22 protein-coding genes are annotated in these 25,317 nt (G+C 56.6%); 12 read left to right on the forward strand and 10 right to left on the reverse strand.

Going from position 1 to position 25,317, the window contains the following annotated elements; genetic code table 11:
- Nucleotides 1–63: 63 nt before the first annotated feature.
- The 6 genes from ACR0MJ_RS03490 (at nucleotide 64) to ACR0MJ_RS03515 (ending at nucleotide 8,133) form a co-directional block, all read left to right on the forward strand.
- Entirely contained in the window at nucleotides 64–1,284 is a 1,221-nt protein-coding gene (locus tag ACR0MJ_RS03490) for an N-acetylmuramoyl-L-alanine amidase (protein WP_480759234.1), read from the forward strand.
- Nucleotides 1,285–1,379: 95 nt separating this feature from the next.
- Complete coding sequence (locus ACR0MJ_RS03495) at nucleotides 1,380–3,866, forward strand: penicillin-binding protein 1A (RefSeq protein WP_480759237.1); 2,487 nt, start codon at nucleotides 1,380–1,382, stop codon at nucleotides 3,864–3,866.
- 89 nt (nucleotides 3,867–3,955) lie between these two features.
- Complete coding sequence (prfB, locus tag ACR0MJ_RS03500; RefSeq protein WP_480759239.1) at nucleotides 3,956–5,083, forward strand: peptide chain release factor 2; 1,128 nt, start codon at nucleotides 3,956–3,958, stop codon at nucleotides 5,081–5,083.
- On the forward strand, nucleotides 5,084–5,791 hold the full coding sequence (locus ACR0MJ_RS03505; RefSeq protein WP_480759241.1) for a M50 family metallopeptidase: 708 nt from the start codon (nucleotides 5,084–5,086) through the stop codon (nucleotides 5,789–5,791).
- Nucleotides 5,792–5,909: 118 nt separating this feature from the next.
- On the forward strand, nucleotides 5,910–7,307 hold the full coding sequence (locus ACR0MJ_RS03510; protein WP_480759243.1) for an amidase: 1,398 nt from the start codon (nucleotides 5,910–5,912) through the stop codon (nucleotides 7,305–7,307).
- A gap of 28 nt (nucleotides 7,308–7,335) precedes the next feature.
- Nucleotides 7,336–8,133 (forward strand): DUF2189 domain-containing protein, encoded by a 798-nt coding sequence (locus ACR0MJ_RS03515; RefSeq protein WP_170396570.1) that lies wholly within the window; start codon nucleotides 7,336–7,338, stop codon nucleotides 8,131–8,133.
- Here ACR0MJ_RS03515 and ACR0MJ_RS03520 read toward each other — a convergent pair.
- From ACR0MJ_RS03520 to ACR0MJ_RS03530, 3 genes are all read right to left on the reverse strand, one after another.
- On the reverse strand, nucleotides 8,130–8,825 hold the full coding sequence (locus tag ACR0MJ_RS03520) for a helix-turn-helix domain-containing protein (RefSeq protein WP_480760282.1): 696 nt from the start codon (nucleotides 8,823–8,825) through the stop codon (nucleotides 8,130–8,132). The genes ACR0MJ_RS03515 and ACR0MJ_RS03520 overlap by 4 nt on opposite strands.
- A 340-nt stretch (nucleotides 8,826–9,165) precedes the next feature.
- Complete coding sequence (gene ilvN / locus ACR0MJ_RS03525; RefSeq protein WP_010442156.1) at nucleotides 9,166–9,726, reverse strand: acetolactate synthase small subunit; 561 nt, start codon at nucleotides 9,724–9,726, stop codon at nucleotides 9,166–9,168.
- Nucleotides 9,727–9,795: 69 nt separating this feature from the next.
- Complete coding sequence (locus tag ACR0MJ_RS03530) at nucleotides 9,796–11,547, reverse strand: acetolactate synthase 3 large subunit (RefSeq protein WP_170403007.1); 1,752 nt, start codon at nucleotides 11,545–11,547, stop codon at nucleotides 9,796–9,798.
- A 425-nt stretch (nucleotides 11,548–11,972) separates the two neighbouring features.
- On the opposite strand from ACR0MJ_RS03530, the gene ACR0MJ_RS03535 reads away from it, so the two are divergent.
- The gene (locus ACR0MJ_RS03535) at nucleotides 11,973–12,818 is read left to right on the forward strand and encodes a HalD/BesD family halogenase (protein ID WP_480759245.1); all 846 of its coding nucleotides are present in this window, start codon (nucleotides 11,973–11,975) and stop codon (nucleotides 12,816–12,818) included.
- 43 nt (nucleotides 12,819–12,861) lie between these two features.
- A complete protein-coding gene (locus ACR0MJ_RS03540; RefSeq protein ID WP_480759248.1) occupies nucleotides 12,862–13,248 on the forward strand; it encodes a bleomycin resistance protein in 387 nt (128 codons plus the stop codon).
- A gap of 74 nt (nucleotides 13,249–13,322) precedes the next feature.
- Here ACR0MJ_RS03540 and ACR0MJ_RS03545 read toward each other — a convergent pair whose 3' ends face one another.
- On the reverse strand, nucleotides 13,323–13,970 hold the full coding sequence (locus ACR0MJ_RS03545; RefSeq protein ID WP_170396590.1) for a response regulator transcription factor: 648 nt from the start codon (nucleotides 13,968–13,970) through the stop codon (nucleotides 13,323–13,325).
- The gene (locus ACR0MJ_RS03550) at nucleotides 13,970–15,403 is read right to left on the reverse strand and encodes a cache domain-containing protein (protein ID WP_170396592.1); all 1,434 of its coding nucleotides are present in this window, start codon (nucleotides 15,401–15,403) and stop codon (nucleotides 13,970–13,972) included. The genes ACR0MJ_RS03545 and ACR0MJ_RS03550 overlap by 1 nt, the downstream gene beginning before the upstream one ends.
- Nucleotides 15,404–15,649: 246 nt before the next feature.
- Here ACR0MJ_RS03550 and ACR0MJ_RS03555 point away from each other — a divergent pair, with 246 nt between their 5' ends.
- From ACR0MJ_RS03555 to ACR0MJ_RS03565, 3 genes are all read left to right on the forward strand, one after another.
- Complete coding sequence (locus tag ACR0MJ_RS03555; RefSeq protein WP_170396967.1) at nucleotides 15,650–16,732, forward strand: TRAP transporter substrate-binding protein; 1,083 nt, start codon at nucleotides 15,650–15,652, stop codon at nucleotides 16,730–16,732.
- A gap of 117 nt (nucleotides 16,733–16,849) precedes the next feature.
- On the forward strand, nucleotides 16,850–17,776 hold the full coding sequence (locus ACR0MJ_RS03560) for a TRAP transporter small permease subunit (RefSeq protein ID WP_170396594.1): 927 nt from the start codon (nucleotides 16,850–16,852) through the stop codon (nucleotides 17,774–17,776).
- A 17-nt stretch (nucleotides 17,777–17,793) separates the two neighbouring features.
- Nucleotides 17,794–20,148 (forward strand): TRAP transporter large permease subunit, encoded by a 2,355-nt coding sequence (locus ACR0MJ_RS03565; protein WP_170396596.1) that lies wholly within the window; start codon nucleotides 17,794–17,796, stop codon nucleotides 20,146–20,148.
- 53 nt (nucleotides 20,149–20,201) lie between these two features.
- On the opposite strand, the gene ACR0MJ_RS03570 is transcribed toward ACR0MJ_RS03565, so the two are convergent.
- The 5 genes from ACR0MJ_RS03570 to ACR0MJ_RS03590 all read right to left on the reverse strand — a co-directional run bounded on the left by ACR0MJ_RS03570 (nucleotide 20,202) and on the right by ACR0MJ_RS03590 (nucleotide 24,037).
- The gene (locus tag ACR0MJ_RS03570; protein ID WP_170512093.1) at nucleotides 20,202–21,560 is read right to left on the reverse strand and encodes a dicarboxylate/amino acid:cation symporter; all 1,359 of its coding nucleotides are present in this window, start codon (nucleotides 21,558–21,560) and stop codon (nucleotides 20,202–20,204) included.
- A gap of 244 nt (nucleotides 21,561–21,804) precedes the next feature.
- Nucleotides 21,805–22,212 carry a VOC family protein gene (locus tag ACR0MJ_RS03575; protein WP_170566016.1) on the reverse strand — a complete coding sequence of 136 codons (408 nt, stop codon included), beginning with the start codon at nucleotides 22,210–22,212 and terminating at the stop codon, nucleotides 21,805–21,807.
- Between the two features lie 6 nt (nucleotides 22,213–22,218).
- Nucleotides 22,219–23,043 carry an arginyltransferase gene (locus ACR0MJ_RS03580; protein WP_170396602.1) on the reverse strand — a complete coding sequence of 275 codons (825 nt, stop codon included), beginning with the start codon at nucleotides 23,041–23,043 and terminating at the stop codon, nucleotides 22,219–22,221.
- Between the two features lie 74 nt (nucleotides 23,044–23,117).
- On the reverse strand, nucleotides 23,118–23,549 hold the full coding sequence (locus ACR0MJ_RS03585) for an RDD family protein (protein WP_170396604.1): 432 nt from the start codon (nucleotides 23,547–23,549) through the stop codon (nucleotides 23,118–23,120).
- Between the two features lie 65 nt (nucleotides 23,550–23,614).
- Entirely contained in the window at nucleotides 23,615–24,037 is a 423-nt protein-coding gene (locus ACR0MJ_RS03590; protein ID WP_170396606.1) for a DUF2852 domain-containing protein, read from the reverse strand.
- 347 nt (nucleotides 24,038–24,384) lie between these two features.
- Here ACR0MJ_RS03590 and ACR0MJ_RS03595 point away from each other — a divergent pair, with 347 nt between their 5' ends.
- Complete coding sequence (locus ACR0MJ_RS03595; RefSeq protein WP_480759252.1) at nucleotides 24,385–25,308, forward strand: hypothetical protein; 924 nt, start codon at nucleotides 24,385–24,387, stop codon at nucleotides 25,306–25,308.
- Nucleotides 25,309–25,317 lie beyond the last annotated feature (9 nt).

The following is a 25,317-nucleotide window of genomic DNA, read 5'->3' on the forward strand; positions in this document are numbered from 1 at the left end:
GTTCACAAAGGCGGCGTCATGCGATAGGCTCTGCCTCAAACGATCTCGGGATAACTTGAGGCCATGAGCAGGATTTTCTACGCAATCGCCCTGATCTGGGCGTTGAACGGTGTCGCTGTCGCGCAGGACTTCAGCGCGCTCGCACGCGTCCTTCCGGACCAGAGCGGCATCGTCGATGATGGTAATACCGGCGTAAGGGTCGAACTTGGGCTGACTCAAGGCGTGCCATACCGCGTGTTCACGCTGCGCGATCCATACCGCGTGGTTCTGGATTTCCAAGAGGTCGACTGGTCTGGCCTGAACCGCGAGACCTTCCTACAAACCAGCCGGATCAGCGGTGTTCAATTCGGGGCATACGTGCCCGGTTGGTCGCGTCTGGTGTTGGAGCTGGGCGCTCCGCTGGCGGTGGAAACAGCTGATCTGCGGTTTGATCAGGCGACGGGCACTGCTCAACTATCGCTGCACCTAAAAGGCACTGATTTTGACAGTTTTGCAGCCAGCGCAGGTGCCCCCCGTCAGCCCGGCTGGGATTTGCCGGAACCCGCAGTGACACCGGCACTGCCGCGGCGCGACGGCGTGCGGGCGGTACGGGTCATGCTGGATCCCGGGCATGGCGGCATTGATCCCGGGGCAGAATTCGCTGATACCAATGAGAAAACACTGATGCTGACCTTCGCGCGAGAGCTGCGAGAGGCGCTGCTGCGTACCGGCGGTTTCGAAGTGGTGATGACGCGTGTTGACGATCAATTCGTCTCGCTCGAACGCCGTATCTCGCTGGCACATCAGGCCGGGGCCGACGTGTTTATCTCACTGCACGCGGATTCGCTTTCCGAAGGGCTGGCGCATGGGTCGGTCGTCTACACTCTTTCAGAGGAAGCTTCAGACGTTGCCAGTCAAAAGCTGGCCGAACGGCATGACCGGAGTGATTTGATCGCAGGTATTGATCTCAGCGGTGCAGACGATCAGGTCGCTGATGTGTTGCTGGATCTGGCTCGGCAAGAGACTGTGCCACGCAGTAGCGCACTGGCGCGCTCGCTGGTGGATGGAATGACGCAGCAGGGAGGCCCGATGAATCGTCGCCCGCTACGTTCTTCGTCGTTTTCGGTGTTGAAGGCAGCAGATATCCCGTCGGTTCTGGTTGAGCTGGGTTTTTTGTCCAGCCCGCGCGATTTCAAGAACATCTCTGATCCAAACTGGCGCGCATCCATGGCGCATGGGCTTGTGCAGGGGCTTGAGAACTGGCGTCGGGACGATCTGGTGAAGCGATCTCTGATCGGACAATGACGCAGCGGCGCAAAACAGCCATTGTAGCCTTTCGTGTTTTGACCCTGCGCGGGGGCGACACTATATAGGCGTCATCGCGAGTAAAAGGCAGTAACGTGATCCGGTTCATTCTTTCGTTCTTCGGGGCAATTTTCAGTCTCGTGACCTTAGGTATTTTTATGGCCGCGCTGGTCGTTGGCGCGGTGTTTTGGATGTATGGCCGAGACCTGCCCAGTCATGAATCATTGGCACAATACAAACCACCGACGATCAGCCGGATTTACTCGGGTGAGGGCCAGCTGATCGACGAATTTGCGCAGGAGCGCCGCCTGTTCACGCCGTCCGAGGAAATTCCCGATCTGGTAAAACAGGCGTTTATCTCGGCGGAAGACAAGAATTTCTATATCCATCAGGGCTATGACCCGCGCGGTATCATTGCTGCCGGGGTCGAGGCCGTGCGCACTAAAGGCGAAACCGTTCGTGGTGCGTCAACCATCACGCAGCAGGTGATGAAGAACTTCCTGTTGTCCGGTGACCGCCGGGCCGAGCGCAAGATCAAGGAAATTATCCTCGCCACCCGGCTTGAGGATACCTTGGACAAGGAACAGATCCTCGAGCTCTATATGAACGAGATCTTTCTGGGCCAGAACTCTTATGGTGTGACCGCTGCTGCGCAGACCTATTTCAACAAAACTCTGCAGGAACTGGCCCCGCATGAAGCCGCGATGCTGGCGGCGATGCCCAAGGCACCATCGGACTACCATCCTGTGCGGCAGAAAGAACGTTTGCTGAACCGCCGCAACTATGTGCTGCGCGAGATGCAGCAGAACGGCTATATCGATCAGGCCACCTATGAGACCGAAGTCGAGATGCCTTTGCGTTCGGTTCAGAACGGGGATTTTGAAAGCTTCCGCACTGCACTGCCGCCGCGTGACTATTTCACCGACGAAATCCGACGCCAGTTGAGCGAGGATTTTGGCGAGGGTGAGTTCTTCACTGGCGGTTTCACCGTACGCGCCTCGGTGGATGAGGAAATGCAGGTCGAAGCGGCGAAAGCCCTACGCACGGCGCTGCAGAAATACGACCGCTCTCGCGGGCGGTGGCGCGGCACAGGCGAAGTCATCGCCGAGGAGAAGCTGGCGGATGAAGCACAGTGGCGCGAGGCGCTGGCGATCATGGAAATCCCCCGCGACGTGGTGCTGCCGACGCAGTGGTATCCGGCCGTTGTTCTGAACGTGGCCGACCAATCCCTGACCGTCGGGATCGAAGATGGCCCAGCAGATGGCACAATCCCGCGCGAAGACATCAAGTGGATGCAGGGCAATTTCCAGGACAATTTCAAACGCGGTGATGTCATTCTGGTGATGGCCGGCGAAGAAGGGCAATGGTCCGCCCGTCAGGTGCCCGAAGTGCAGGGCGGCTTTGTCGCGATGGACGTAAATTCGGGCCGTGTTCTGGCGATGCAGGGTGGGTTCTCGTATCAGGACACCGTGTTCAACCGCGCCACTCAGGCGCAGCGCCAGCCCGGGTCCAGCTTCAAGCCATTCGTTTATGCCGCTGCTCTGGATAGCGGATACAGCCCCGCGACGATCGTTGTGGATGCGCCGATCGAGGTGAATACACCGCAGGGCCTGTGGCGTCCCAAAAACTCGACGAACAAGTTTTACGGTCCAACGCCCTTGCGTACCGGGATCGAACAGTCGCGGAACCTGATGACCATCCGTCTGGCGCAAGAAGTCACAATGCCCGTGGTCGCAGGTTATGCCGAGCGGTTTGGCGTTTATGACCGGATGGGTGCGTTCCTTGCGAACTCGCTAGGGTCTGAAGAGACTACGCTGTACAAAATGGTCGCTGCCTATGCGATGTTCGCCAATGGTGGCGAGCGGGTTGAACCCACACTGGTTGACCGTATTCAGGACCGGTTCGGCAAGACCATCTATCGCCATGACGATCGCCAGTGCGTCGATTGTAACTCTAGCTGGCTTGAGCCTGATGAGTCGCCCACGATCCTCACCGATCGCAGCCAGGTCATGGATGCCATCACCGCCTACCAGTTGACGTCGATGATGAAGGGCGTGGTTGATCGCGGCACTGCATCACGTGTTGTGAACCTGCCCGTGCCCACAGCGGGCAAGACCGGCACCACGAACGAATCCAAGGATGCGTGGTTCATCGGTTTCACCTCAAATATCGTGGCCGGTTGCTACATCGGTTATGACCGCCCGCGCCCGATGGGCCGAGGGGCCTACGGCGGCACCTTGTGCGGTCCTGTGTTCCAAAGCTTTATGGAAAAAGCAGTCGAGAAATACGGCGGTGGCCCGTTCGAGGTGCCTCCGGGTGGCCATTTCATCAAGATTGACCGTTTCAGCGGCGCGCGCCTGCCAGAAGACGCGAGTGGAGAATATGTGGTCGCCGAGTATTTCCGTGATGGCGTGGATGGTTTTATCGATCGCGTCTATGACGGTGGCTTCGCGATGGGATCTGACCTACCGTTGTTTGAAGAGGCAAGTTCGGGCCGTCAGGTGACCACCTCAACCGGGGATACGATCACGGTTGGCCCCAATGCCAGCCAGGGCGATCTGCAGGGCGGCGGGCTTTACTGATCCGCCCAAGTTTCCCGGCTCAGTCGTCTTGTGGTGCCTCGCACCTCTTGCTATCACGCACACCTGATTGAGCAAGTTGGGACCTGACCATGCGCGCCGAAACCCAGAATATCGTGGCGGAAATCGAAAAGTCGCTGGAGCTGCTGGCGCAGCGCATGGACTATCAAACAGCGCCGCACCGGTTGGAGGAATTCAACGCGCGTGTTGAAGATCCGAACCTGTGGGACAATCCCGAGAACGCGCAGAAATTGATGCGCGAACGGCAGTTGCTGGTCGATGCCATCGAGACCTACGAATCCATCAAGACCGATCTCAGCGACAATATCGAGCTGATCGAACTGGGCGAGATGGAAGAGGACGAAGAGGTCGTGACCGACGCCGAAGAAGCGATCAAAAAGCTGCAGACCAAGGCCGCAAAGAAAGAGCTTGAGGCGCTGCTTGATGGCGAGGCGGACGGCAATGATACCTTCCTTGAGATCAACTCGGGCGCGGGCGGTACGGAAAGCTGCGACTGGGCCTCGATGCTGGCGCGGATGTATGTCCGCTGGGCCGAGAAAAAAGGCTATACGGTCGAACTGCAATCCGAGACAGCGGGGGAAGAGGCGGGGATCAAGTCCGCCGCCTACAAGATAACTGGCCACAACGCCTATGGCTGGTTGAAATCGGAAAGTGGCGTGCACCGTCTGGTGCGTATCTCTCCGTTCGACTCGGCGGCCAAGCGTCATACCTCGTTCAGTTCGGTCTGGGTTTATCCTGTGGTGGATGACAATATAGAGATTGAGGTGAACCCGGCCGATATCCGCGTCGACACCTATCGCTCGTCCGGTGCTGGTGGTCAGCACGTGAACACCACCGACTCGGCGGTTCGGATTACGCATATTCCAACCGGAATTGTGGTGACCAGTTCCGAGAAATCGCAGCACCAGAACCGAGATATTGCCATGAAGGCGCTCAAGTCCCGGCTGTACCAGCAAGAACTGGATCGCAGAAACGCCGAGATCAACGCCGCCCACGAAGCCAAGGGTGATGCGGGCTGGGGCAACCAGATCCGGTCTTACGTGCTGCAGCCCTATCAGATGGTCAAAGACTTGCGGACCAATCACGAGACATCGGACACCAAGGGTGTGCTGGATGGTGATCTGGATGGTTTCATGGCGGCGACACTGGCCCTGAATGTCTCGGGCAAAAGCCGGTCCGAGGCACAGGGCGACGGCTAATTGCGGCAGTCCCTGACCTCGGCTGTGAACCTGATCAAGGGCCACTGGCAATTGATCGCAATTGTCGCGTTGGTGTTTGTGTTCTGGAACACGATGCTGGTGCTTCCGTTGAAAATCCTGGTTGTGTTCCTGCATGAGCTTTCGCATGCCGGTGCCATTATCCTGACCGGTGGTTCGGTTGAAAGTTTCTCGGTCTCTCCACAACAAGGTGGCCTGGTTATTGGCCGAGGAGGCAATCGGTTGGTCAGTCTGTCAGCGGGATATCTTGGGTCCTTGATGCTTGGGATGGGCCTGCTGATGATCGCCCTGCGCACCAATGCCGATCGGGCTGCGCTTGGTCTCTTTGGGGGAGTCATGCTGATTGTTGCGCTCCTGTATATCCGGGAACCGTTTGCCATGGCGTTCAGCGCGGGCTGTGGAGCGGTGATGCTGGCCACCGCGTGGTTCCTGAACCGCAACCTGTGTGATCTGATTCTACGGGTCATCGGGCTGACCAGCATGATCTACGTTCCGTTTGACATTTTCGATGACACGATCCGACGCGCGGGATTGCGATCAGATGCATATATGCTGGCTGAAGAATTCGGCGGAACCACCATGATGTGGGGCGGGTTGTGGCTGGTGCTTAGTCTGGTGATGATCGTCTTTGGTCTGAAGAATGTGCTGGGCCGCAATAGCAATGTGCGGATCGACCTCAGGATCAGATGATGCGCGCTCTTGCGCCGCTCTTCTTCGCGAAATTCTAAAAAGATACATTTAAACAGTGGCTTTAAATGGTCCGAGCACGTCGCTAGGCTGATGACGAGCAGCCAAAGGACCAACCCGCATGGATTTGACCAGAGCATCCGCGACGGACATTCTTGACGCCTTGTCCCGCCGACAGCTTTCAGCTGCAGAACTGATGCGCGCGACGCTGGATCGGATCGCCCAGGTGAACGGTGAGGTAAACGCGATTGTCGCGCTGCGGGATGAAGACGCTTTGATGGCCGAGGCGCGGGCGGCGGATGCCGCGTCACCTCGCGGCGCGCTGCACGGGTTGCCGATAGCGGTGAAAGATCTGGTAAATGTGGCAGGGATCACTTCGACGCAGGGTTCGCCATTGTTCAAGGATCATGTGCCGCAAACTGACGATCTGCTGGCCGTCCGGCTAAGGGCTGCTGGGGCAATTCTGATCGGTAAGACCAACACGCCGGAATTCGGACTGGGTTCGCACACGTTCAATCCTGTCTATGGTGCAACACGCAACCCTTATGATCCCACGAAAACCTGTGGAGGTTCATCGGGCGGTGCAGCAGTGGCGTTGGCGACGGGAATGCTGGCGCTGGCGGACGGCTCGGACATGATGGGCAGCCTGCGCAACCCGGCCGCATGGAACAACGTATACGGGTTCAGGCCAAGTTGGGGGCGCGTTCCGTCTGAGCCAGTGGGGGACGGTTATCTGCATCAGCTTTCAACTCTGGGGCCTATGGCGCGCAGCCCTGAAGACATCGGGCTATTGCTTGACGTCATATCCGGCCCCGATCCAAGGATGCCATTAAGCACAGAGGTCGAGCGCGTGTCGCCCGTTCAAGCGGCTGATCTGACAGGGATGCGCATAGGCTGGTTGGGCGACTGGGGCGGGGCGTTTCCATGCGAAGAGGGTATCCTCGCGCTATGCCGCGATGCGTTGCACGTTTTCGAAGAACGCGGTGCGCGAGTTGAGGCGCTTGCACCCCCGTTTGACGCGGACCTGATCTGGGACAGTTGGATTACTCTGCGCTCCTGGTCAGTGGCCGCAGGGTTGGAGCCTTTGGCCAAGAAGAAATCATCACTCAAAGACACCGCGCAATGGGAGTTGGAGCGCGGCCTGGCGCTCAGCGCGATGGATGTGCACCGGGCCAGTGTGAACCGGTCTGACTGGCACAAGCGGGCGGTGGAGCTTTTCGAAGACTATGACGCCTTGGTGTTGCCCGCAGCGCAGGTCTGGCCGTTCGAGCTCGAAACGCCGTACCCAACCGAAATCAAGGGGCAGGGGATGGATACCTACCATCGCTGGATGCAGGTCGTGACACCCGTTAGCCTTTTAGGGTTGCCCTGTCTGGGTGCGCCTGTCGGTTTCGGACCAAAAGGGCTGCCGATGGGAATGCAGCTGTTCGGTCCGCGTGGTGCAGATGCGCGGATCTTGTCGATTGGGGCGGCATATCATTCTGCAACGCTTTGGCCTCAGAAACGACCCGCCATGTAGAACAACCGCCCGGGAGGAGAAAACAAGAATGGACAAACCCTTTGGTGTGCCGACGCTGAAACCCGTTGATACCGCGATGCTTAAAGAGGCACTGCGCCGAGCGTGGCAGGATTATCGCCGCGCGCCGCTTTTTGGGCTTCTGTTCGCAGGCTTCTACGTGCTGGCCGGGTGGCTGATGGCGTGGGTCACGCTGCAGACGGGAACGTCGTTCTGGCTGGTTTTGGCCGCGATCGGCTTTCCCCTGATCGGGCCGTTTGCTGCCGTGGGATTGTATGAGGTCTCGCACCGGTTGGAACAGGGTGAGCCGTTGAATCCCGGTGCGATCTTCGGCGTGGTCATACAGCAAAGCCGAAGGCAACTGCCGTCGATCTGCGCCATTATCGTGGTGATCTTTCTGTTCTGGTTCTTTCTGGGCCACATGATCTTTGCCCTGTTCATGGGGCTGTCGACGATGACCAACATTTCAACATCATTTGAGGTGTTCCTGACCCCGAATGGGCTGAGCATGTTGGTACTGGGCACACTGGTCGGGGCCGTATTTGCAATCATTCTGTACATGATCACCGTGCTGTCGATTCCTATGTTGCTGGATCGTGAGCTGGATTTTGTGACCGCGATGATCACCAGCTTTGCCTATGTCAAAGCGAACATGGGTGTGATGCTGGCGTGGGGGGCCTTCATCGCGATCATCACTTTTTTGGCGATGATCCCTTGGTTCCTGGGCCTGTTTATCGTCCTGCCTTTGCTGGGGCATGCCAGCTGGCATCTTTATCGCTTGATCTTGGACAACGATCCGTCCGGGGCTGCTCAGCCGACACCCTCTTAAATCTGTCCGTTTAAGTCAGGCCCTGATGAATTGTGCGCCTTTCGGGCCGATTGCAGTGCTGCGGACAAATCATGCCCAAGGTGATGCAGCGTAAGCCGTCTTACATCGGATCCACTGCCACCGGCCAACCGATACACATAACCCGACCATTCCTGAGGTGCCCATTCAGGCGGAAGGTTCAGAACCATCATTCTGCAATCCTGTGCGCCGGGCCGGGACATCAATACGCAGACTTGTCCGCCGATGTGAGAAACGATGCCCTGAACCTCACGCGTGGGGGCGGAGCATCCGGGCATCTGCGACAAGGGCTCATAGCTGCGTAACAAGGTGCAATGCCGAATGCGGCGGATAAACAGCAGCCGGTGCAGTGTTGGTTCGCGTCGGTTTGGCGGGGCCTCAGCGGCGTGATAAAATCCGGTCGCCATAGTTTTTTCTGACCTGGTGACGAGAAATCGATCGATGATTTCTGATGCGGGATGAGCGGCGACCGGTTCTATTTCATCCAAAGGTTTCAGCAGGATACGCGCGTCGATATCGAAGAATCGACACATCCGGTCCAGCACATCCGGCCTGGGAAAACTTTCACCTGACAGATAGCGATTAAACTGCGTTCGATTGATGCCCAATTGGCGGCAAAGCTCTGAAACCGACCGATAACTGTTTGCGAGCTGCCTGAGGTTGGCTCCGAACATGCTGCGCAATTCTGCGGGGCTTCGATTGATGTCGGTCACTTCTGTCCCAGATTTCCGTTTGTATCTTCAGCAAAAACAGGTTTGCGGCGGCACAGCGGCCGCGCAGTATTCAGAAATCGTAAAGTTGACCCCAACGGGCGCTGCAAAGCGCCTCGCTACGCGTCACAGGCTAGTCTGATGATAAGCAAAATCAATAGGCTTTTAGCCTATTTGCATGATCTTTTTCATGCTGTTGCTCATATATGATGAACGCATTAAGCCTTTTTGAGGTTAGCAGGGCACCATGGCCAAGCAGGCCGCCGCCCCAAGATTGAATTCAGTCCCAGGGCGGAAATGGGGCTTAGTCACCGCGCAACAGGGCAGCAACTCCGGTACGGGCGATTTCAATCAAGCCAAGAGGGCGCATCAGATCGGCAAAGGCATCGATCTTGTCCGGTGCACCGGTGATCTCGAAGATGAACGAATTCAGCGTACTATCGACGACATTGGCCCGGAAAATGTCGGCCAGTCGCAGGGCTTCGACCCGTTTGTCGCCTTCACCCACAACCTTTATGATCGCCAACTCGCGCTCGACCGAAGCACCTTCGACTGTCAGATCATGCACGTCACGGACCGACACGATGCGTCCAAGCTGCGCCTTGATCTGCTCGATCACTTGCGGGGTGCCGGTGGTGACGATGGTAATTCGGCTGAGATGCCCGGTATGGTCAACCTCGGCAACCGTTAGACTTTCAATATTATAGCCACGACCCGAGAATAGACCAATTACGCGGGCCAGAACCCCCGGTTCGTTTTCAACCAGCACCGCGATCGTGTGTTGTTCCTGCACGTCCGAGAATGTTGGGCGTAGGTTATATGCAGAATGGCGGGTTGCACCTTTTTTGATTTGCAGGGCAGACATTCATGTCCCTTTCATGATCTTGAGAGAGCCGGGCGCCATCCTGCGCCCGATAAAGTTAGTCGAATTTTGTTAAACCAGAACCGACCCCTTGCTATCGATCACGCCCTGCGTTTCGGCTTCGCCCAGCAGCATCTCATTGTGGGCCTTGCCCGATGGGATCATCGGGAAGCAATTCTCGTGCTTTTCGACCACGCAGTCGAAGATGACCGGACCGTCGTAATTGATCATCTCGATGATCGCGTCGTCCAGATCGGCCGGGTCGGAACACAGGATACCCTTGGCACCAAAGGCTTCAGCGAGCTTGACGAAATCAGGCAGGGCCTCGGACCACGAATGCGAATAGCGTTCGCCGTGCAGCAGTTCTTGCCATTGTCGTACCATTCCAAGCCGCTCGTTATTCAGAATGAACTGTTTCACGGGCAGGCGGTATTGCGCGGCCGTGCCCATTTCCTGCATGTTCATCAGCCACGAGGCCTCACCAGCCACATTGATGACCAGCGCATCGGGATGTGCCATTTGCACACCGATCGAGGCGGGGAAACCATAGCCCATGGTGCCCAGACCGCCCGAGGTCATCCAGCGGTTGGGGTCTTCAAAACCCAGGTATTGCGCCGCCCACATCTGGTGCTGTCCAACCTCGGTTGTGACATAGCGGTCGTATTTTTTCGTCAGCTCTTCAAGCCGTTGCAGCGCGTATTGCGGCTTGATGGTCTTCTCGCTGTTTGTGAAGGCAAGGCAGTTGACCTTGCGCCATTCGTTAATCTGGTCTTGCCACTGCTTGATATTGGCAGCGTCTGTTTTGCGACCGCGTGCTTTCCAGACTTTCAGAATATCCTCAAGCACGTGGGCAACATCGCCAACTATTGGAATGTCGACACGGATAACTTTGTTGATCGACGAAGGGTCGATATCTACATGGGCTTTGATTGAGTTCGGCGAGAACGCATCGATCCGGCCGGTGATACGGTCATCAAATCGCGCGCCGATGTTTATCATCAGATCGCAATCATGCATCGCCATGTTGGCCTCGTAGAGCCCATGCATCCCAAGCATACCGATCCAGTTTTCGCCAGAGGCCGGATAGGCCCCAAGCCCCATCAGAGTCGAAGTGATCGGAAAGCCGGTTGCATCCACCAGTTCGCGCAGCAGCTGGCTGGCAGCTGGACCAGAATTGATAACGCCACCACCGGTATAGAACACTGGTTTCTTCGCGGTCTCGATTGCTGCGACAAGTTCCGTGATTTCTTCCAAATCGCCTTTCAATACCGGCTGATAATGGGAAGTTGACGGTTTCGGCGTTGTATACTCTCCCGAGGCAAACTGAACGTCCTTCGGAATATCGACCAGCACGGGGCCGGGGCGACCCGATGTGGCCACATGGAAGGCTTCGTGCATAGTCGCCGCCAGCGAGTCGGTATCCTTCACCAACCAGTTGTGCTTGGTGCAGGGGCGGGTGATGCCCACGGTGTCGGCTTCCTGAAAGGCGTCAGAGCCAATCATGAAGGTCGGAACCTGACCGGTCAGAACAACGATCGGAATTGAATCCAACAACGCATCGGTCAAGCCGGTCACGGCATTGGTCGCGCCAGGACCGGATGTGACCAAGGCAACGCCCGGCTTGCCGGTCGAGCGGGCATAGCCTTCGGCAGCATGTACCGCACCTTGCTCATGCCGTACCAGAATGTGACGGATGTCATTTTGCAGAAAGATCTCGTCATAGATCGGTAGGACGGCGCCACCTGGGTATCCGAATACCGTGTCCACGCCCTGATCCTTGAGGGCCTGAACAACCATCTTTGCGCCGGTCATCTCACGTGTCATCTGCTTTGCTCCGTTCGCGACATGTGTCTTGCGTGTTGCCAAAAAAAAGCCCCCGAGATTTTCGGAGGCGCATGGGTTCGATTATGGTTTACCGTTACCGGCCCATGCGCGTGTTTCCTACGATTACGACTAGCGCTTTCATCGCCAGAGGCTCCTTCTTTGCGTGCAGGGACATTATGGTTGAGGGGAAGGGGCGTCAACAGGCAAATACAAAAATATTGTAAGTCTGGGCTTGTGGGATTTGATATTTTGTTGCGCAAAATGACGCAGGTCGAGAAATATCCGCGAAAATTCGCCGCAAATTGGTAGGCGATCGGGTGATCAACAGTGGTCTGATTGCGTCAGGCCCATGTCTGAAACAGACCAGAGCAGCGCCCGATGCTGAGACAGGCTGGTGAAAACAGCGCTAAATCGGGAGGTCAGACATGCTGCACGATCTTGTGGATCTGGGGCGCTATCCGATCGATCGGCCTGATTCATACGGGTACAGGCAGCTGATCGCGGACCTGAGGCGGGACCTGGAAGCTGATGGATGCGCGGTCCTCCCCGGCTTTGTGCACGAAGATGGCCTTGGGAAACTGATCGCTGAGGCCGATCACGTCGCTCCCAAAGCCCATCGATCGTTCAATCGCACGAATGCCTATTTTACGCAGGATGATCCCAGTTACGGGATCGGTCATCCAATCCGACGGTTTTATGACCGATCCAACGCCTTTGTTCCGGCTGACAACTTCCCTGTCACAAGCCCGCTGCGGCGTATTTATCAGTATGAAGGTTTCATGCCTTTCATCCGCACGGCTTTGAACGAGCCGGAGGATCGGTTCTTCCGATATGATGACCCGTTGGCGGATGTGATCATCAATGTGGTCGAGAAGGGAGGCGGCTTTCCGTGGCATTTTGACACCAATAATTACACCGTGACGCTGGCAATCCAGAATGGCGAGGAGGGCGGTGCATTCGAATACGCACCCAATCTGCGGACCAGTGAAGACGAGAATTTCAAAGGCGTCGCTGCGATTTTGGATGGCAGCAGGAGGGGCGTACACCAATTGGAACTGCAACCGGGCGACCTGCAGATTTTCAAGGGGCGCTATGCCTTGCACCGGGTTGCGCCGGTTGGAGGACAACGGAAACGCTATGTTGGTATCTTTTCGTTTGTCGAAACCGAAGGCATGTGTGGTGGGGTGGAGCGGACCCGTCAACTCTATGGCCGTGTGCTGCCGCATCATTATGAGCGTGAAGGGTTGCGGGGTGATCAACTGCTTGACTGATATGTGCTAGTCTCGGGCCCGAGGTTGGAAGAGGGCTGTTTAGATGCAGATATTACAACTTACACCATTTGTCCTTTGTTCTTCTTTGGACGCGCAGATTGAGTTCTACACTCAGCGGCTTGGGTTTTCCTGCACATTCAGGCAGGACAATTATGCCTTTTTGCGCCGTGATCCTGTAGCGATCCGATTATTGGAATGTCCACCGCGTCAGGATGGGCGCGCATTGGGGGATGAGCAGTCGTTCTATGTTGACGTCAAAGGAATCGACAGCCTGTTCGAAAGCCTGCGCCCCAGGTTGGAGGAGCTGCCTGAAGGGCGGGTGCGCCCGCCATTCGATCAGCCCTATCAGCAGCGCGAATTTCATGTCCTCGATGAAGACGGGACTTTGGTGTTCTTTGGTGAAGATATCAGTGAACGCGGCAGCGTGTAGTGCTCCCGCCCGACTTCAATGTGCCGTTGGCACATCTCCTTCGGTTGGGCCGGGCAGCGCGTTTCGCGCTGCGGTCATAGCCCGGGGCTGGTGCCCTGCAGGACGCCATGCTCCAGGGCATAGCGGGTCAAGCCGGCGGTGGAGGAGATGCCAAGTTTGCGCTTGATGTTCTTGCGATGCGTCTCAACTGTGCGCACCGAAATGTCCAGCGCCAGTGCCACCTCTTTGTTGGATTTACCCTGCGCCAATTCCAGCAGGATTGTCTGTTCCCGGCCGGTCAGCGCCTCGCGCGTGTTGCCGTCCTTGGGCTCCAGCGAGCCGCTGGCCCCGGTACATAGATACCGCTCGCCCCGCATCACGGCATCGATGGCTTGCTTGATCTCTTCGGTGGGAACGTCCTTGAGGATATAGCCTTTGGCGCCGTGGCTGAGCGCGGTTGAGATGTATTCGGGACTGTCATGCATCGACAGGATCAGAACGCGGGTTTTGGGCAGGCGCTCTAAAATGATCTCGGTGGCGTTCAACCCGCTCAGGCCGGGCATATTGAGATCCATCAGGATCACGTCCGGCTGCAGGTGGGTTGCTCGATCGACAGCTTCTTGTCCGTTGGAAAGTGTGCCGACAACTTCGATCTCATCATAGCTTTCCAGCAGAGACTGAATGCCTTCGGCGACCATGGGGTGATCGTCGACAATAAGGACCCGGATGATTGAGTCGGACATCAGATACCGGCCTTTCGTTTTGGCGTTGGGTCTTCCTGTGGTGGCAGCATATGACTGAGCGGCAAGCTGACCTCAATCACGGTGCCGCTGCGCCCGCCGCGCGATGAGAGGATGCGTAAAGTGCCGTCAAGCTGTTCGATCCGTTCCTGCATGTTGCGTAGCCCGATCCCGGTGCTGACATGGCCTGGTTCGTTCCGCAACCCGCGACCATTGTCTGTAATCCGCATCGTGGCGCCTTTCTTATGACCCCGCAGGTCAATGGTAACACGGGTTGCTCCCGAGTGGCGCTCGATATTGGTCAGGGCTTCCTGCGCAATACGGTAGAGGGCGATCTTGCTGTCTTGATCCAATCGGTTTCGGAACACCACGGTTGAGAAATCGGTTTCAATACCCGTGCGTTCACTGAAATCGTCGGTCAAAGCCTTGAGCGCTGGCCCAAGCCCAAGATCATCCAGAACACCAGGACGCAGGTCGCGGCTGATGCGGCGAACCTCGGTGATGGCGGTGGCCAGATTGTCGATACCTGTTTGCAATGGTTCCTGCGCCGACTCGTCATCCCCGCGGATCAGACGTCGTCGGGCGTTGTCCAGTGCATAGCGTACGCCAACCAGAATCTGGCTGATGCCGTCATGCAATTCGCGGGCGACGCGCCCGCGCTCTTCTTCCTGAGCGTCCAATACCCGCTGTGTCAGTTCCTTAAGCTTGGCATCAGCCAGCCGCCGTTCGCGGAAGTTCAGCAACATGCCCGAGGCAAAGACGATCAGAACAGCGGCCAGAACAATGCCTCCGATATAAAGGAAGGTTCGCTGCACGCGCGCCTCAACCTCAGCACGGGCATTGGCGACGGTGGCGACGATGTCATCGATGAACACACCCGTGCCCACCACCCAGCGCCAGTCCTGCAGGCCAACAACATAGGCGATCATCTGAGCCTCTTCACCGGTCGATGGTTTTTGCCACATAAAGCTGTGCCAGCCCGCGCCCTGTCGGGCGAGCGTGATAAACTCATCCACAATCGGGGTGCCATCGCTGTCGGTCAGATCGGCCCAGTTGCGATTGATGAATTCAGTCTGGCGCGGGCTGACGAGGTTGTTGCCGTCATAGTCATAGACAAAGAAGAACCCGTCCTTGCCGTAAATCATCGCCGACAGAATCTGGGTCACGAGGTTTTTTGCGATTTCGTCATCCGGGGAGGCGCGACCGTAAATATAGGCAAACCCATTCCGCGCCTGGGTCACGTAATTACGCAGCTCTTCTTTTTTGGCTTCGATCAGGCGGCGCTCGAGGGCCTGTATCTCACTCTCGGCGGTCGCGCGGGATTCATAAGCGACCACCATTGCAATGGCCGCAACCGCTGCGATCAGCGGGATTGCGGCAACCAGCGACAGTTTTTGCGCATAGGTTAGCGAGATTAGGTTCCGGATTCCTCCCATGTTCGAATCGATACGCAAGCTGCCGGGAAATTGCAAAAAATTTGGAAGAACACAGTGCTCGGCCACAGTGATTTGGGCGTGAGCGGGTAAAATCAACCGGATTTGTGCTTTAGAATGTGGAAAAACCCGACTGGCTACGTAGTAGTAGGTATTCACATTCATGTGTGTGGAACTAGGCTAACGCGCACTAGAAACGATCGACCCGGCATCACCCGGGGAATGAATATGAAGGGGAGGATCACTCATATGGATCGTCGTAAGTTTCTGAAAACATCAGCACTGGGCGGCTCGGCCGCTGCAGCCACCACGCTGGCAGCGCCCGCCTATGCGCAAGGCAAGCGCACGCTGACTATGGTCACCTCGTGGGGCCGTGGCCTCGCAGGTGTGTTCGACAGCGCGCAGCGTTGCGCCGACAGCATTACCACAATGTCGGATGGCGACCTGAACGTTGAAATCAAAGCCGCTGGTGAACTGGTTGGTGCCTTTGAGGTGTTTGACGCGGTATCGTCCGGTCAGGCCGATATGTACCACGCGGCAGACTACTACTTTGTGGGTCAGCACCCGGGCTATGCGTTCTTCACCGCTGTTCCATTTGGCATGACCGCGCAGGAACTGGTGAACTGGTACTACCATGCCGGCGGCATGGAGCTGCATGATGAGCTGGGCGAAATCTTCGGCCTGAAATCCTTCCTGGCCGGTAACACTGGCGCGCAGGCAGGTGGCTGGTACTCGAAAGAGATCAACAGCCCCGAAGACTTTAACGGCCTGAAATTCCGCATGCCGGGTCTGGGCGGCAAGGCGCTAGGCAAACTGGGCGCTTCCGTTCAGAACATTCCGGGGTCGGAAGTGTATCAGGCGCTGTCGTCCGGTGCTATTGACGGAACCGAGTGGATCGGTCCCTGGGCTGACGAAAAAGCGGGCTTCCAGGAAATCACCAAAACCTACTACACCGCGGGCTTCCACGAGCCGGGTGCGGGTCTGTCGCTGGCCACCAACCGCGAGGTTTATGACAGCCTGTCCGCCGCGCAGCAGAAGATCATCGAGATCGCAGCTGCCGAGTGCCACCAGTGGAACCTGGCACAATTCCTGGCCAACAACGGTGCAGCGCTGCAGCGTCTGCAGGCCGGTGGTGTCAAGGTCATGGAATTCCCTGACAGCGTTTGGGACGCGTTTGGCGCAGCCAGCCAGGAAGTTCTGGATGAAAACATGGGTGATGAGCTGTTCAAGCGCATTCACGACAGCGCTATGGAGTCGATGGCAGCATCGTCGGCATGGAACAACCTGTCGTCGGGTGTCTACACCTCGCAGCGTGACCGCGTACGCGGCTAAGCAATCCGCTCAATGCAATCGGTTCCCCCGTCAGCGGGGGAGCCTTTCCTGTTGCACATAAGCGGCCCGGACATGCCGTCATAACCAAACGTGCAACCGATGCGACCTGGGGACAACATGCAGGACGAAAACGGTATCTCGTTCTTCGGCGCCCTGTGGAATGGACTGGTCTGGTTCATTCAGAACATTGCCGAAGCCTTCTATAATTTCGGATACGCCATCACGCATCCGCAGCTCTGGCTGGACTGGTCGAACAAAGAAGCAATCATGCGCTTTGTTTATTATGGCGGGTCTGTCGAGTTCTTCTTCGTGATCTTCGCGCTGTTTCTGGTGCTGACGGCCATTGGTCTTTACTATCGGAACTTCATGTGGGGAATGGTGCGCGGGCTCGAGGGCTTCGCCAATACCACTGGCCGCTTCTTTGCGTGGGCGGGATTGCTGATGGTAATTCAGCAGATCGTTATAGTATTCATGCAGCGGGTGTTCACACGGCCGGATATGTCCTTTGGGCTGGGTATCCCTTTTCAAATGGATATCAGTTGGTTCGCCGAAGAACTTAAACTCTACAACGCCATGGTTGTGTGCCTTTGCTGCACCTACACATTCGTGCAGGGCGGCCATGTGCGCGTTGACCTGATTTATGCGGGCATCAGTCACAAGGCCAAACGCGTCGTTGATATGTGCGGGGCGGTTCTGTTCATGATGCCCATGGCCGTTCTGACCTGGATGTATGGATGGTACTTCATGTGGCGGCACCTGATCGTGCCGAAACCCTCGGCCAGTGACACGCTGGATAGGCTTGTGGCCAAGTCCCGAGCGCTGCGTTGGAACGTGGAAACCATCGGGTTTAGTCCCAACGGGTTCAACGCCTACTTCCTGTTCAAAATCCTGCTGGTGGCCTTTGCCGCCATGGTGTTCCTGCACGCGATTGCGTTCCTGTATCGCTCGTATCTGGAATACGTGGAAGGGCCGGAAAGTGAAGGAAAATACCTCGACAAGGACAGCCTTGGCGAGGGTGAAGAAGCCTACGAAGGCGCGCATTAGGGACGGAGAACCAGACAATGCTATTCGGACTTGATGGCGTCGAGATAGGCCTCATTATCGTATTTTTCTGCCTCTTCGGAGGCATTCTTTCGGGTTTCCCCGTGGCCTTTGCCATCGGTGGGGCCGGGGTGATTTCGTTCGGGATTATCGCTGCATTGGATAGTGCCGGACTGTTGATCCACCAGGCGATCGACACCGGCTCGCAAGCCTACCGCGACGTGGTGAATTCTGGCGTCAAACCTGACGTGATATCCGTGTTCCGATACCCGGATTTGCCAAGGATCGCCGAGCCGGTCTTTGTACAAGGCTGGGAAACCGCGCTGGACCGGAATGTTTCCTTCATCGTGAACCGCATGAACGAACGTGTTCTGGCCGGGCAGTCGATCGAGACGCTGCTGGCGGTGCTGATGTTCGTTCTGATGGGCATCACGCTGGAGCGTTCAAAAATTGCAAACGACCTGCTGACCACGATGGCGCGCGTCTTTGGCCCGCTGCCCGGTGGCCTTGCGGTCTCGATTGTGGTCGTGGGCGCGTTCCTTGCTGCCTCGACCGGTATCGTCGGCGCGACCGTTGTTACCATGGGACTGTTGGCCCTGCCGACCATGCTGCGGAACAACTATTCGCCGGAATTGGCGACAGGTGTGATCGCGGCCTCGGGTACGTTGGGGCAGATCATTCCACCCTCCATCGTGATCGTTCTGCTAGGTACACTGGCTGGTGACCTCTATTCGACCGCGCAGGAAACACGCGCGGTTGAGGCCGGGTGCACCGACGCGCTGACCTATCTGGGCGAGCCTGCAGTTGTTTCGGTGGGTACACTGTTCCAGGCGGCGCTGCTGCCTGGGATCATGTTGGCGCTGCTCTATGCGCTCTATGCCTTTGGCTATGCGCTGTTGAACCCGGAAAAGGCCCCGGCTGTTGAATTGTCGGGAGGCTCGGGTGAAACCATCACGCGCTCGGAAGGGCTGACCTGGCTGCTGGGCGCTCCGGTTGCTCTGATTGTTGGCGCGGTGCTTCTGGGAAGCGCGGGAGTGATTGGCAGCCAGAACATCTCGGTCTCGGCATTTACGGATATCGGGCAGGGCGCCTCGCTGCGCACGAACGTGTCCGAAGAGTGTAAGGCTTCGATGATCGAACTGCATGGGCAATCAGCCTGGGACCAGGCCGTGGCCGAGCAGGAAGCGATTGACGAAGCAGGTGGTTCGTCCGAAGCCCAGCGTCTGAGCGAAGAGGAACTGGCTGCTGCGCAAGAGGCCAAGATCGCCGCTGCAGCGCCAATTGGCAACGGTGTCGCCGTGATTGTGGTACTGCTGGGTCTGACACTGGTGCTGGGTCGCGGAATCGCACCGTCGCAAGCGCCGCAGCCTCTGATCGTCGGAGCGATTGGCCTGTTGCTGATGCTGTTGGTCGACGTGTTGCTGATCGCGCCAACGACTTCGTCCGGGGCTACGTTCCTGATACTCGCCATACCTTTTGCGCTCGCAATGCATGGGTGCAAAGAAGCTGCCGCCCGTTGCGCGACCAATGATCTGATCCGTGTGGTCTTCCCACCGCTGGTGCTGATCATCGCGGTGTTGGGTTCGATTCTTGGCGGTGTCACCAACCCTACGCCGGCTGCGGCACTGGGGGCGGGTGGAGCGATCATGCTAGCGGCCTATCGGAAACTTCAGGATCAGAACCGGTCGGGCAAAGTGATCATCTGGTCAACCTTCGCAGTGATCATCGCACTGGTGATGGGGGTGAACTTCGATCTGCGCATCAATCAGGGCAATGTTTCGGTTGAAAGCTGGATCGCGTTCATCATCGCCTATTCGGCCTACCTCTATGCGCTGTTCGGCTTGATCTACGGCTGCTGGGTTCTGTTCTCAAGCGGGGTTCTGACACCGGTGGTGCGTGAGACAGCGAAGGTGACGTCGATGGTCTTCACCATCCTGATCGGATCGCAACTGCTGAACCTGGTGGTGATTTCCTTTGGTGGAGAGCACTATATCCAGCAGTTCCTGCGCAGCTTTGATAATGAATTCACGGTCTTCCTGATAGTGATGCTGGTGCTGTTCATTCTTGGCTTTGTGCTGGATTTCCTTGAGATCATCTACATTGTGATCCCGATCGTGGGCCCCGTGATCTATGGCGGATCGTTTGATCCGAAATGGGTGACCATCATGGTGGCGGTGAACCTGCAGACCTCGTTCCTGACGCCTCCGTTCGGATTTGCGCTGTTCTATCTCAGGGGTGTTGCGCCGAAAGAGGTCACCACTGGCCACATCTATCGCGGCATCATACCGTTCGTGATCATTCAGGTTGTGGGCATCGCAATCCTGTGGTTCTTCCCGTCGATTGTAACCATCGTTCCTGACCTGATCCCGAACTGATCTGTCGCTTAGACTGACGAATACGGAGGCCCATTAGGGCCTCCGTTTGTTTTTCAGGAATTCGGCTGTGGGTGTGTCAGCCTTTCAAACTCCGCTTCAGTGGCATGATCGATTGCAAGGTCTGTGGTCTCGACAAGTCCGGCATTGGGATTGTCGAACGTGGCCTTGTCCAGCTTGCCGACCTTTTGCCCGACAATGGTGGTCACCACCGCATCGCCAGTGACATTCACAACCGTCCGCATCATATCGAGGATCCGGTCGACGGCCAGAATGATGCCGATGCCTTCCAGCGGCATACCCAACTGGTTCAGAACCATCGCCAGCATCACTATCCCCACACCGGGCACACCTGCCGTGCCGATTGAGGCCAGAACCGAGATTGAAATCACGGTCAGATAACCGCTCAACCCCAGATCGATGCCATAGGCGTTGGCCAGAAATACCGTCGCCACACCATGCATGATTGCGGTGCCGTCCATGTTGATCGTCGCCCCTAACGGAATACCGAACGAGGCCACGGAACGGTCAACGCCGACGCGCTGAGTCACGCATTGTAAGCTGGCCGGAATTGTCGCGTTCGAGCTTGAGGTCGAGAACGCAAACACCTGCGCCGAGCGCATCTTGCGCAGGAATACCCGAGGGCTCAGCCCGGTCGTAAAATACAGCAGCGCCATCAACGTGACACACAGATGGAATACCAGCGTCAGGCTGATCGTGGTCAGATAGCCGATCACCGGTCCGAACAGGCCAAAGCCCTCCATCGCAAAGGTTTTGGCAATCAGGCTGAAGACGCCGATGGGGGCGAAGGCCATGACGATATTGACGATCTTCATCGCCAGTTCATTCATGAACTCGCAGCCTTCCACAAAGGCCTTGGCGCGGCTGCCCATCATTAGCACTGCAATACCAACGACCATCACGTAGAAGATGATCTGCAGCATCTCACCATTGGCCAACGCGTTGATCGGGTTCTTGGGAATGATGTTTGCCAGTATTTCCCAAGTGGTCTGTGGGTTGGCGACGCTTACGCTGTCACCGGCCAGATGCAGGCTCGTGAATCCGGTACCCGGCCCAATGAGGCCCGCAAAGATCAAGGCAGTTGTCACGGCCAAGGCCGTGGTGGCCAGATAGGTGACGAAGGTCAGCCCTCCGACACGGCCCAGCAATTTGACATCGCCAATGCCGACAACGCCGCACAGCAGTGAGAATACAACCAGCGGCACAACAAGCATCTGAAGTGCATTAAGGAACATTTGCCCAAACATGGACAGCACACCCTGCACAAGTGTTGCGTTGAGCGCAGCGATATCGAGATAGTTCAAGACCAGACCAAAGATCGAGCCCAAGGCGAGCGCGACCAGAATCTGGGTCGTCAGCGTGGCCGAAACCAGTCGGCGTGCGGCATATGTCATTTTCCCCCTCCTTCAGAACCTCTGCGACAGGGTGGGAGGCCTGCCGTAGCGACAATAAAGCCAGCCCGGTCAGCGTCTGATTGAGCTGCGGGTTTCAGGTTTGGGCTGGACGTTTAGAAGTGCGGCTAATTTGGTGACCTTGCGTCAACTTTCAATCGCACGGGCGGGGGAAGGTCGATTAAGATTGCTTAACAATTGGGCACAACATGGCGGAAGGTAGTTTAACGTGATGAAAAAAATGTATTTATTTTGTCGATGCAGGTGCTGAAAATTCGATCAAGTCCCAACGATTTCCGAAAGGATCCCGCCAGACGGCGACAATTCCATAGGGTTCACGGCGCGGGCGCTCTTCAAATCCTACGCCTGCTTCCAGCATCGCCGCGTGATCGCGGTAGAAATCATCTGTTTCGAGGAAAAAGCCAACGCGCCCACCGGTTTGATTGCCGACCGATGCGATCTGTTCCGCGCCCACCGCCTTGGCCAGCAACAACGAAGCACCATCCGAGCCCGGAGGCGTGATCCGCACCCAGCGTTTACCATCGCCCAGATCAATATCCTGCGTCAGAGTAAAGCACAGCACTTTGGTGTAGAACGCGATCGCTGCGTCATAATCCGGGACGACCAGCGTCACCGCATGAAGGCTCTGACGCATGATAGATTAACCTTTGGTGGGGTGGCGGTCAGGCAGCTGGATGTTGGCCACCTGCTCGGCAATCGGGGCCGACGAAAGGGGGTGGTGGGCCGTATGGTCACACTGCTCGGGATTTTTAATTCGCTGCCATTCACCCTGCATATAGACCTGCAAGCCCGCGAATTTGGCCTTGTACCCCATCTTGGGGCTGCCGGGCACCCAATAGCCCAGATAAATATAGGGCAACCCAGCCTCGCGCGCGATCTCGATATGGTCGAGAATCATGTAAGTGCCCAGCGAGCTTTGCTGGAACTCTGGATCGTAGAATGAGTAAACCATGCTCAGCCCGTCATCCAGTACATCGGTCAAACTGACGGCGATCAGCTCACCGGTTTCGGGATCGGCATATTCTACGACTCGGCTGCGGATCGGAGTTTCCTCGATCATCGCGGCGAATTCGAAGACATCCATATCGGCCATGCCGCCATCCGCATGGCGCGCGTCCAGATACCGACGGAACAGGTCGAACTGTTCATCCGTTGCCCAGGGCGATGTTGCACGTCGGATCAAGTAGGAATTGCGCTTGTGGGCCCGTTTTTGGCTTTTGCTTGGCTGAAAGGCTGACACATCGATACGGGCAGACAGACAGGCGGCGCAGTCGGTGCAGGACGGGCGATACAGAACATTCTGCGAGCGGCGAAATCCTTGTTGTGAAAGGCAATTGTTCAATTGATCCGCACCTTCCCCCTGTAGGGCGGTGAACAGTTTGCGCTCCATCCTGCCCTCAAGGTAAGGGCAGGGCTGGGGTGCCGTCACATAGAATTGTGGCGCAATTGGCAGCGTGTGTCGCATGAAGGTCCCGCATTTCCTCGGAACCGATGATAGCAACGGTTTTTGACGCAGCCAAGTGTTTCACTCAGGTGTTTTTAGGCGCGCTGGTTGATCATCACGGTGCCGAGGAAGGCATCGGTCAGGCCCTGACAGCGGGCGCTGGTCATCATCATGATGACCGAAATGATCTGTAGTACCGGGATCGCCATGCTGACAAAGTAACCTGCCGTATGTGCAATGGCTTTCCCCGTATCCATTCGGGCGCCAAAGGCGTCACGCAACTCTATCCCCATGAAGCGCATCCCCAGCGTGGCCGAGCCGTTGGCGATGGTAACGACGCGATAGACAAAGCTGATAACTGCGTAGATCAGCGCCAATATGAAGAAGCCCATGCCAAAGGTCAGCAGAATCGCAACTGTACAGAGCAATGAGATAAAGGCGATGTCGAACAGCCACGCGAAAAAGCGCTTGGTCGCTACGGATTGGTAGAATTCGGGTTGGCTGTCGGGGTCAGGCAGATGAGACATAGACTGTAATCCGGGTATTGTGCAGAAACACCCTGTCCCGATGGGCGGGACAGGGCAAGTCGCAATTAGGCAGGTTGTTCGCCGTTTTCGTCATCACGATTATCGCGGGCGCGTTCGTCCATGAACTCGTCGAACTCGGCCTTGTCCTTGGCTTCGCGCAGGCGGTGCAGGAACGCCTCAAAGTCTTTCTGTTCACGCTCCAAACGTGCCAGTGTGTCGGCCTTGTAGGCGTCAAACGCGCTGTTGCCCGAAGGTTTCATAGCGCTCATGTGGCTGTTCCACGACGAACGGCGGCTGCAGGATTTGCTGAACATGCGTTTGCTCCAGATCATATAGGCAAGAAAGGCCAGGCCGATGGGCCAGAAGAAGATAAAGCCAAGGACCATTGCGGCGATCCAGGCGCCTTTGCCCTTGCTATCAAGCCAGGCTTCGCTTCGGTGCAGCCATCCCGGATTTTGGGGAACGGCGTGGTCGGACAATGCGGTCATGTGCTCTCTCCAGTTAGGATGTAAATGCTTTTCACATTGCCAAGATGGGAGGGGGGATAGGTGGTTGCAAGGGGGTATGTGAAAAAGATTTACATTTTTCGGAATCCAGCGTCTGACCGGGCGATTCAATCAGCGGGGTAAGGCGGATTTGCGTCTCAGTATTGCAGGCCGAGCGACGCAGCCCATCGATTAAACGTTTCATTAAGAAGGCTTAATAATCAAACCCTTCCATAGGGTTTGCACGATGGCTGCATACATAGTTTTCCGAGGAGTAATCAAGGGAGGTCGCTGAAATGGTTGTTGTGAACACAACTCATTGGCCGTTCGGGTCAGAGGAGAGTTTCATCTTGTCGACCGAACCAGGCCTAGCTTCGCAAGGCGGCGTATCTAGTTCGATTGATCAAGTCGATTTGCCTTTTTTGAACCTCGATCCCCATGATCTCGAAGGGAAAGAAGATCTGCCGGATATCGAACTGCGCGGGTTTTGGGACGGGGTGATCGACAGCACGGTCAGCGCGTATCAGGGCGCTGGGTCTCACGAGGTTGAGTTCAGTCTTTCGATGGTGAACTACGAGATCGCGACACGCGGAAGCGCCACGCTCATTTCCGAGCTGTACCATACACAGCAAGTCGCGCTTGAAACCATAAGCATGCATGGAACGGACATACCTGTTTCTTATGAGGCCCGGTCCGCCTTTGGATTTGAGGGCGTTCACATTAGTCAGGCAGCACAGTTTCAGCATCTGTCTATAGCCAGCGAACTGGGGGAGATGTTCGATGTGCATGGGTTCGATGCAAATGGCGATCTGGTTCTGGCGTCATACGGCTATTACGAGGTCGTCGAGATCGCAGGCAAGCTTCATCAAAACGGAATTTCTGATTTTGCACTGAGTTTCGAGGTGTCGTTCGAGCTCGAAATGAATGAGACCGGTCTTTATGAAGTATTTGCTGCGGTCTCGTTCGATGGCCAAATTGACTTTAACGACGGAATGTCGCGCTTTTTTGAGTTTGAAGAGGATATGTATTTCCCAGCTCGCGATCTGGGGAGTGTGGAATTTGGCCCTTTGCCAGATGGCTTGTTCCAACAACTGGCGATGTTTCAGGCTCATATGGGTGACGCCTGGGACGAGTTGGTGAGTTTGAACGATCAGCTTGAGGCGGTGTTTTTGCAGCTTCGTGAAGACGAGCACTATGATGAGTGGGATTTGGCCGGGCAGGGGATTGAAAATCCGTTCACTTTCGATTTGCCGCCAGTGGATCAGTGGCTATAACGATTTGGA

The sequence above is a fragment of the Ruegeria sp. C6 genome (assembly GCF_056537625.1).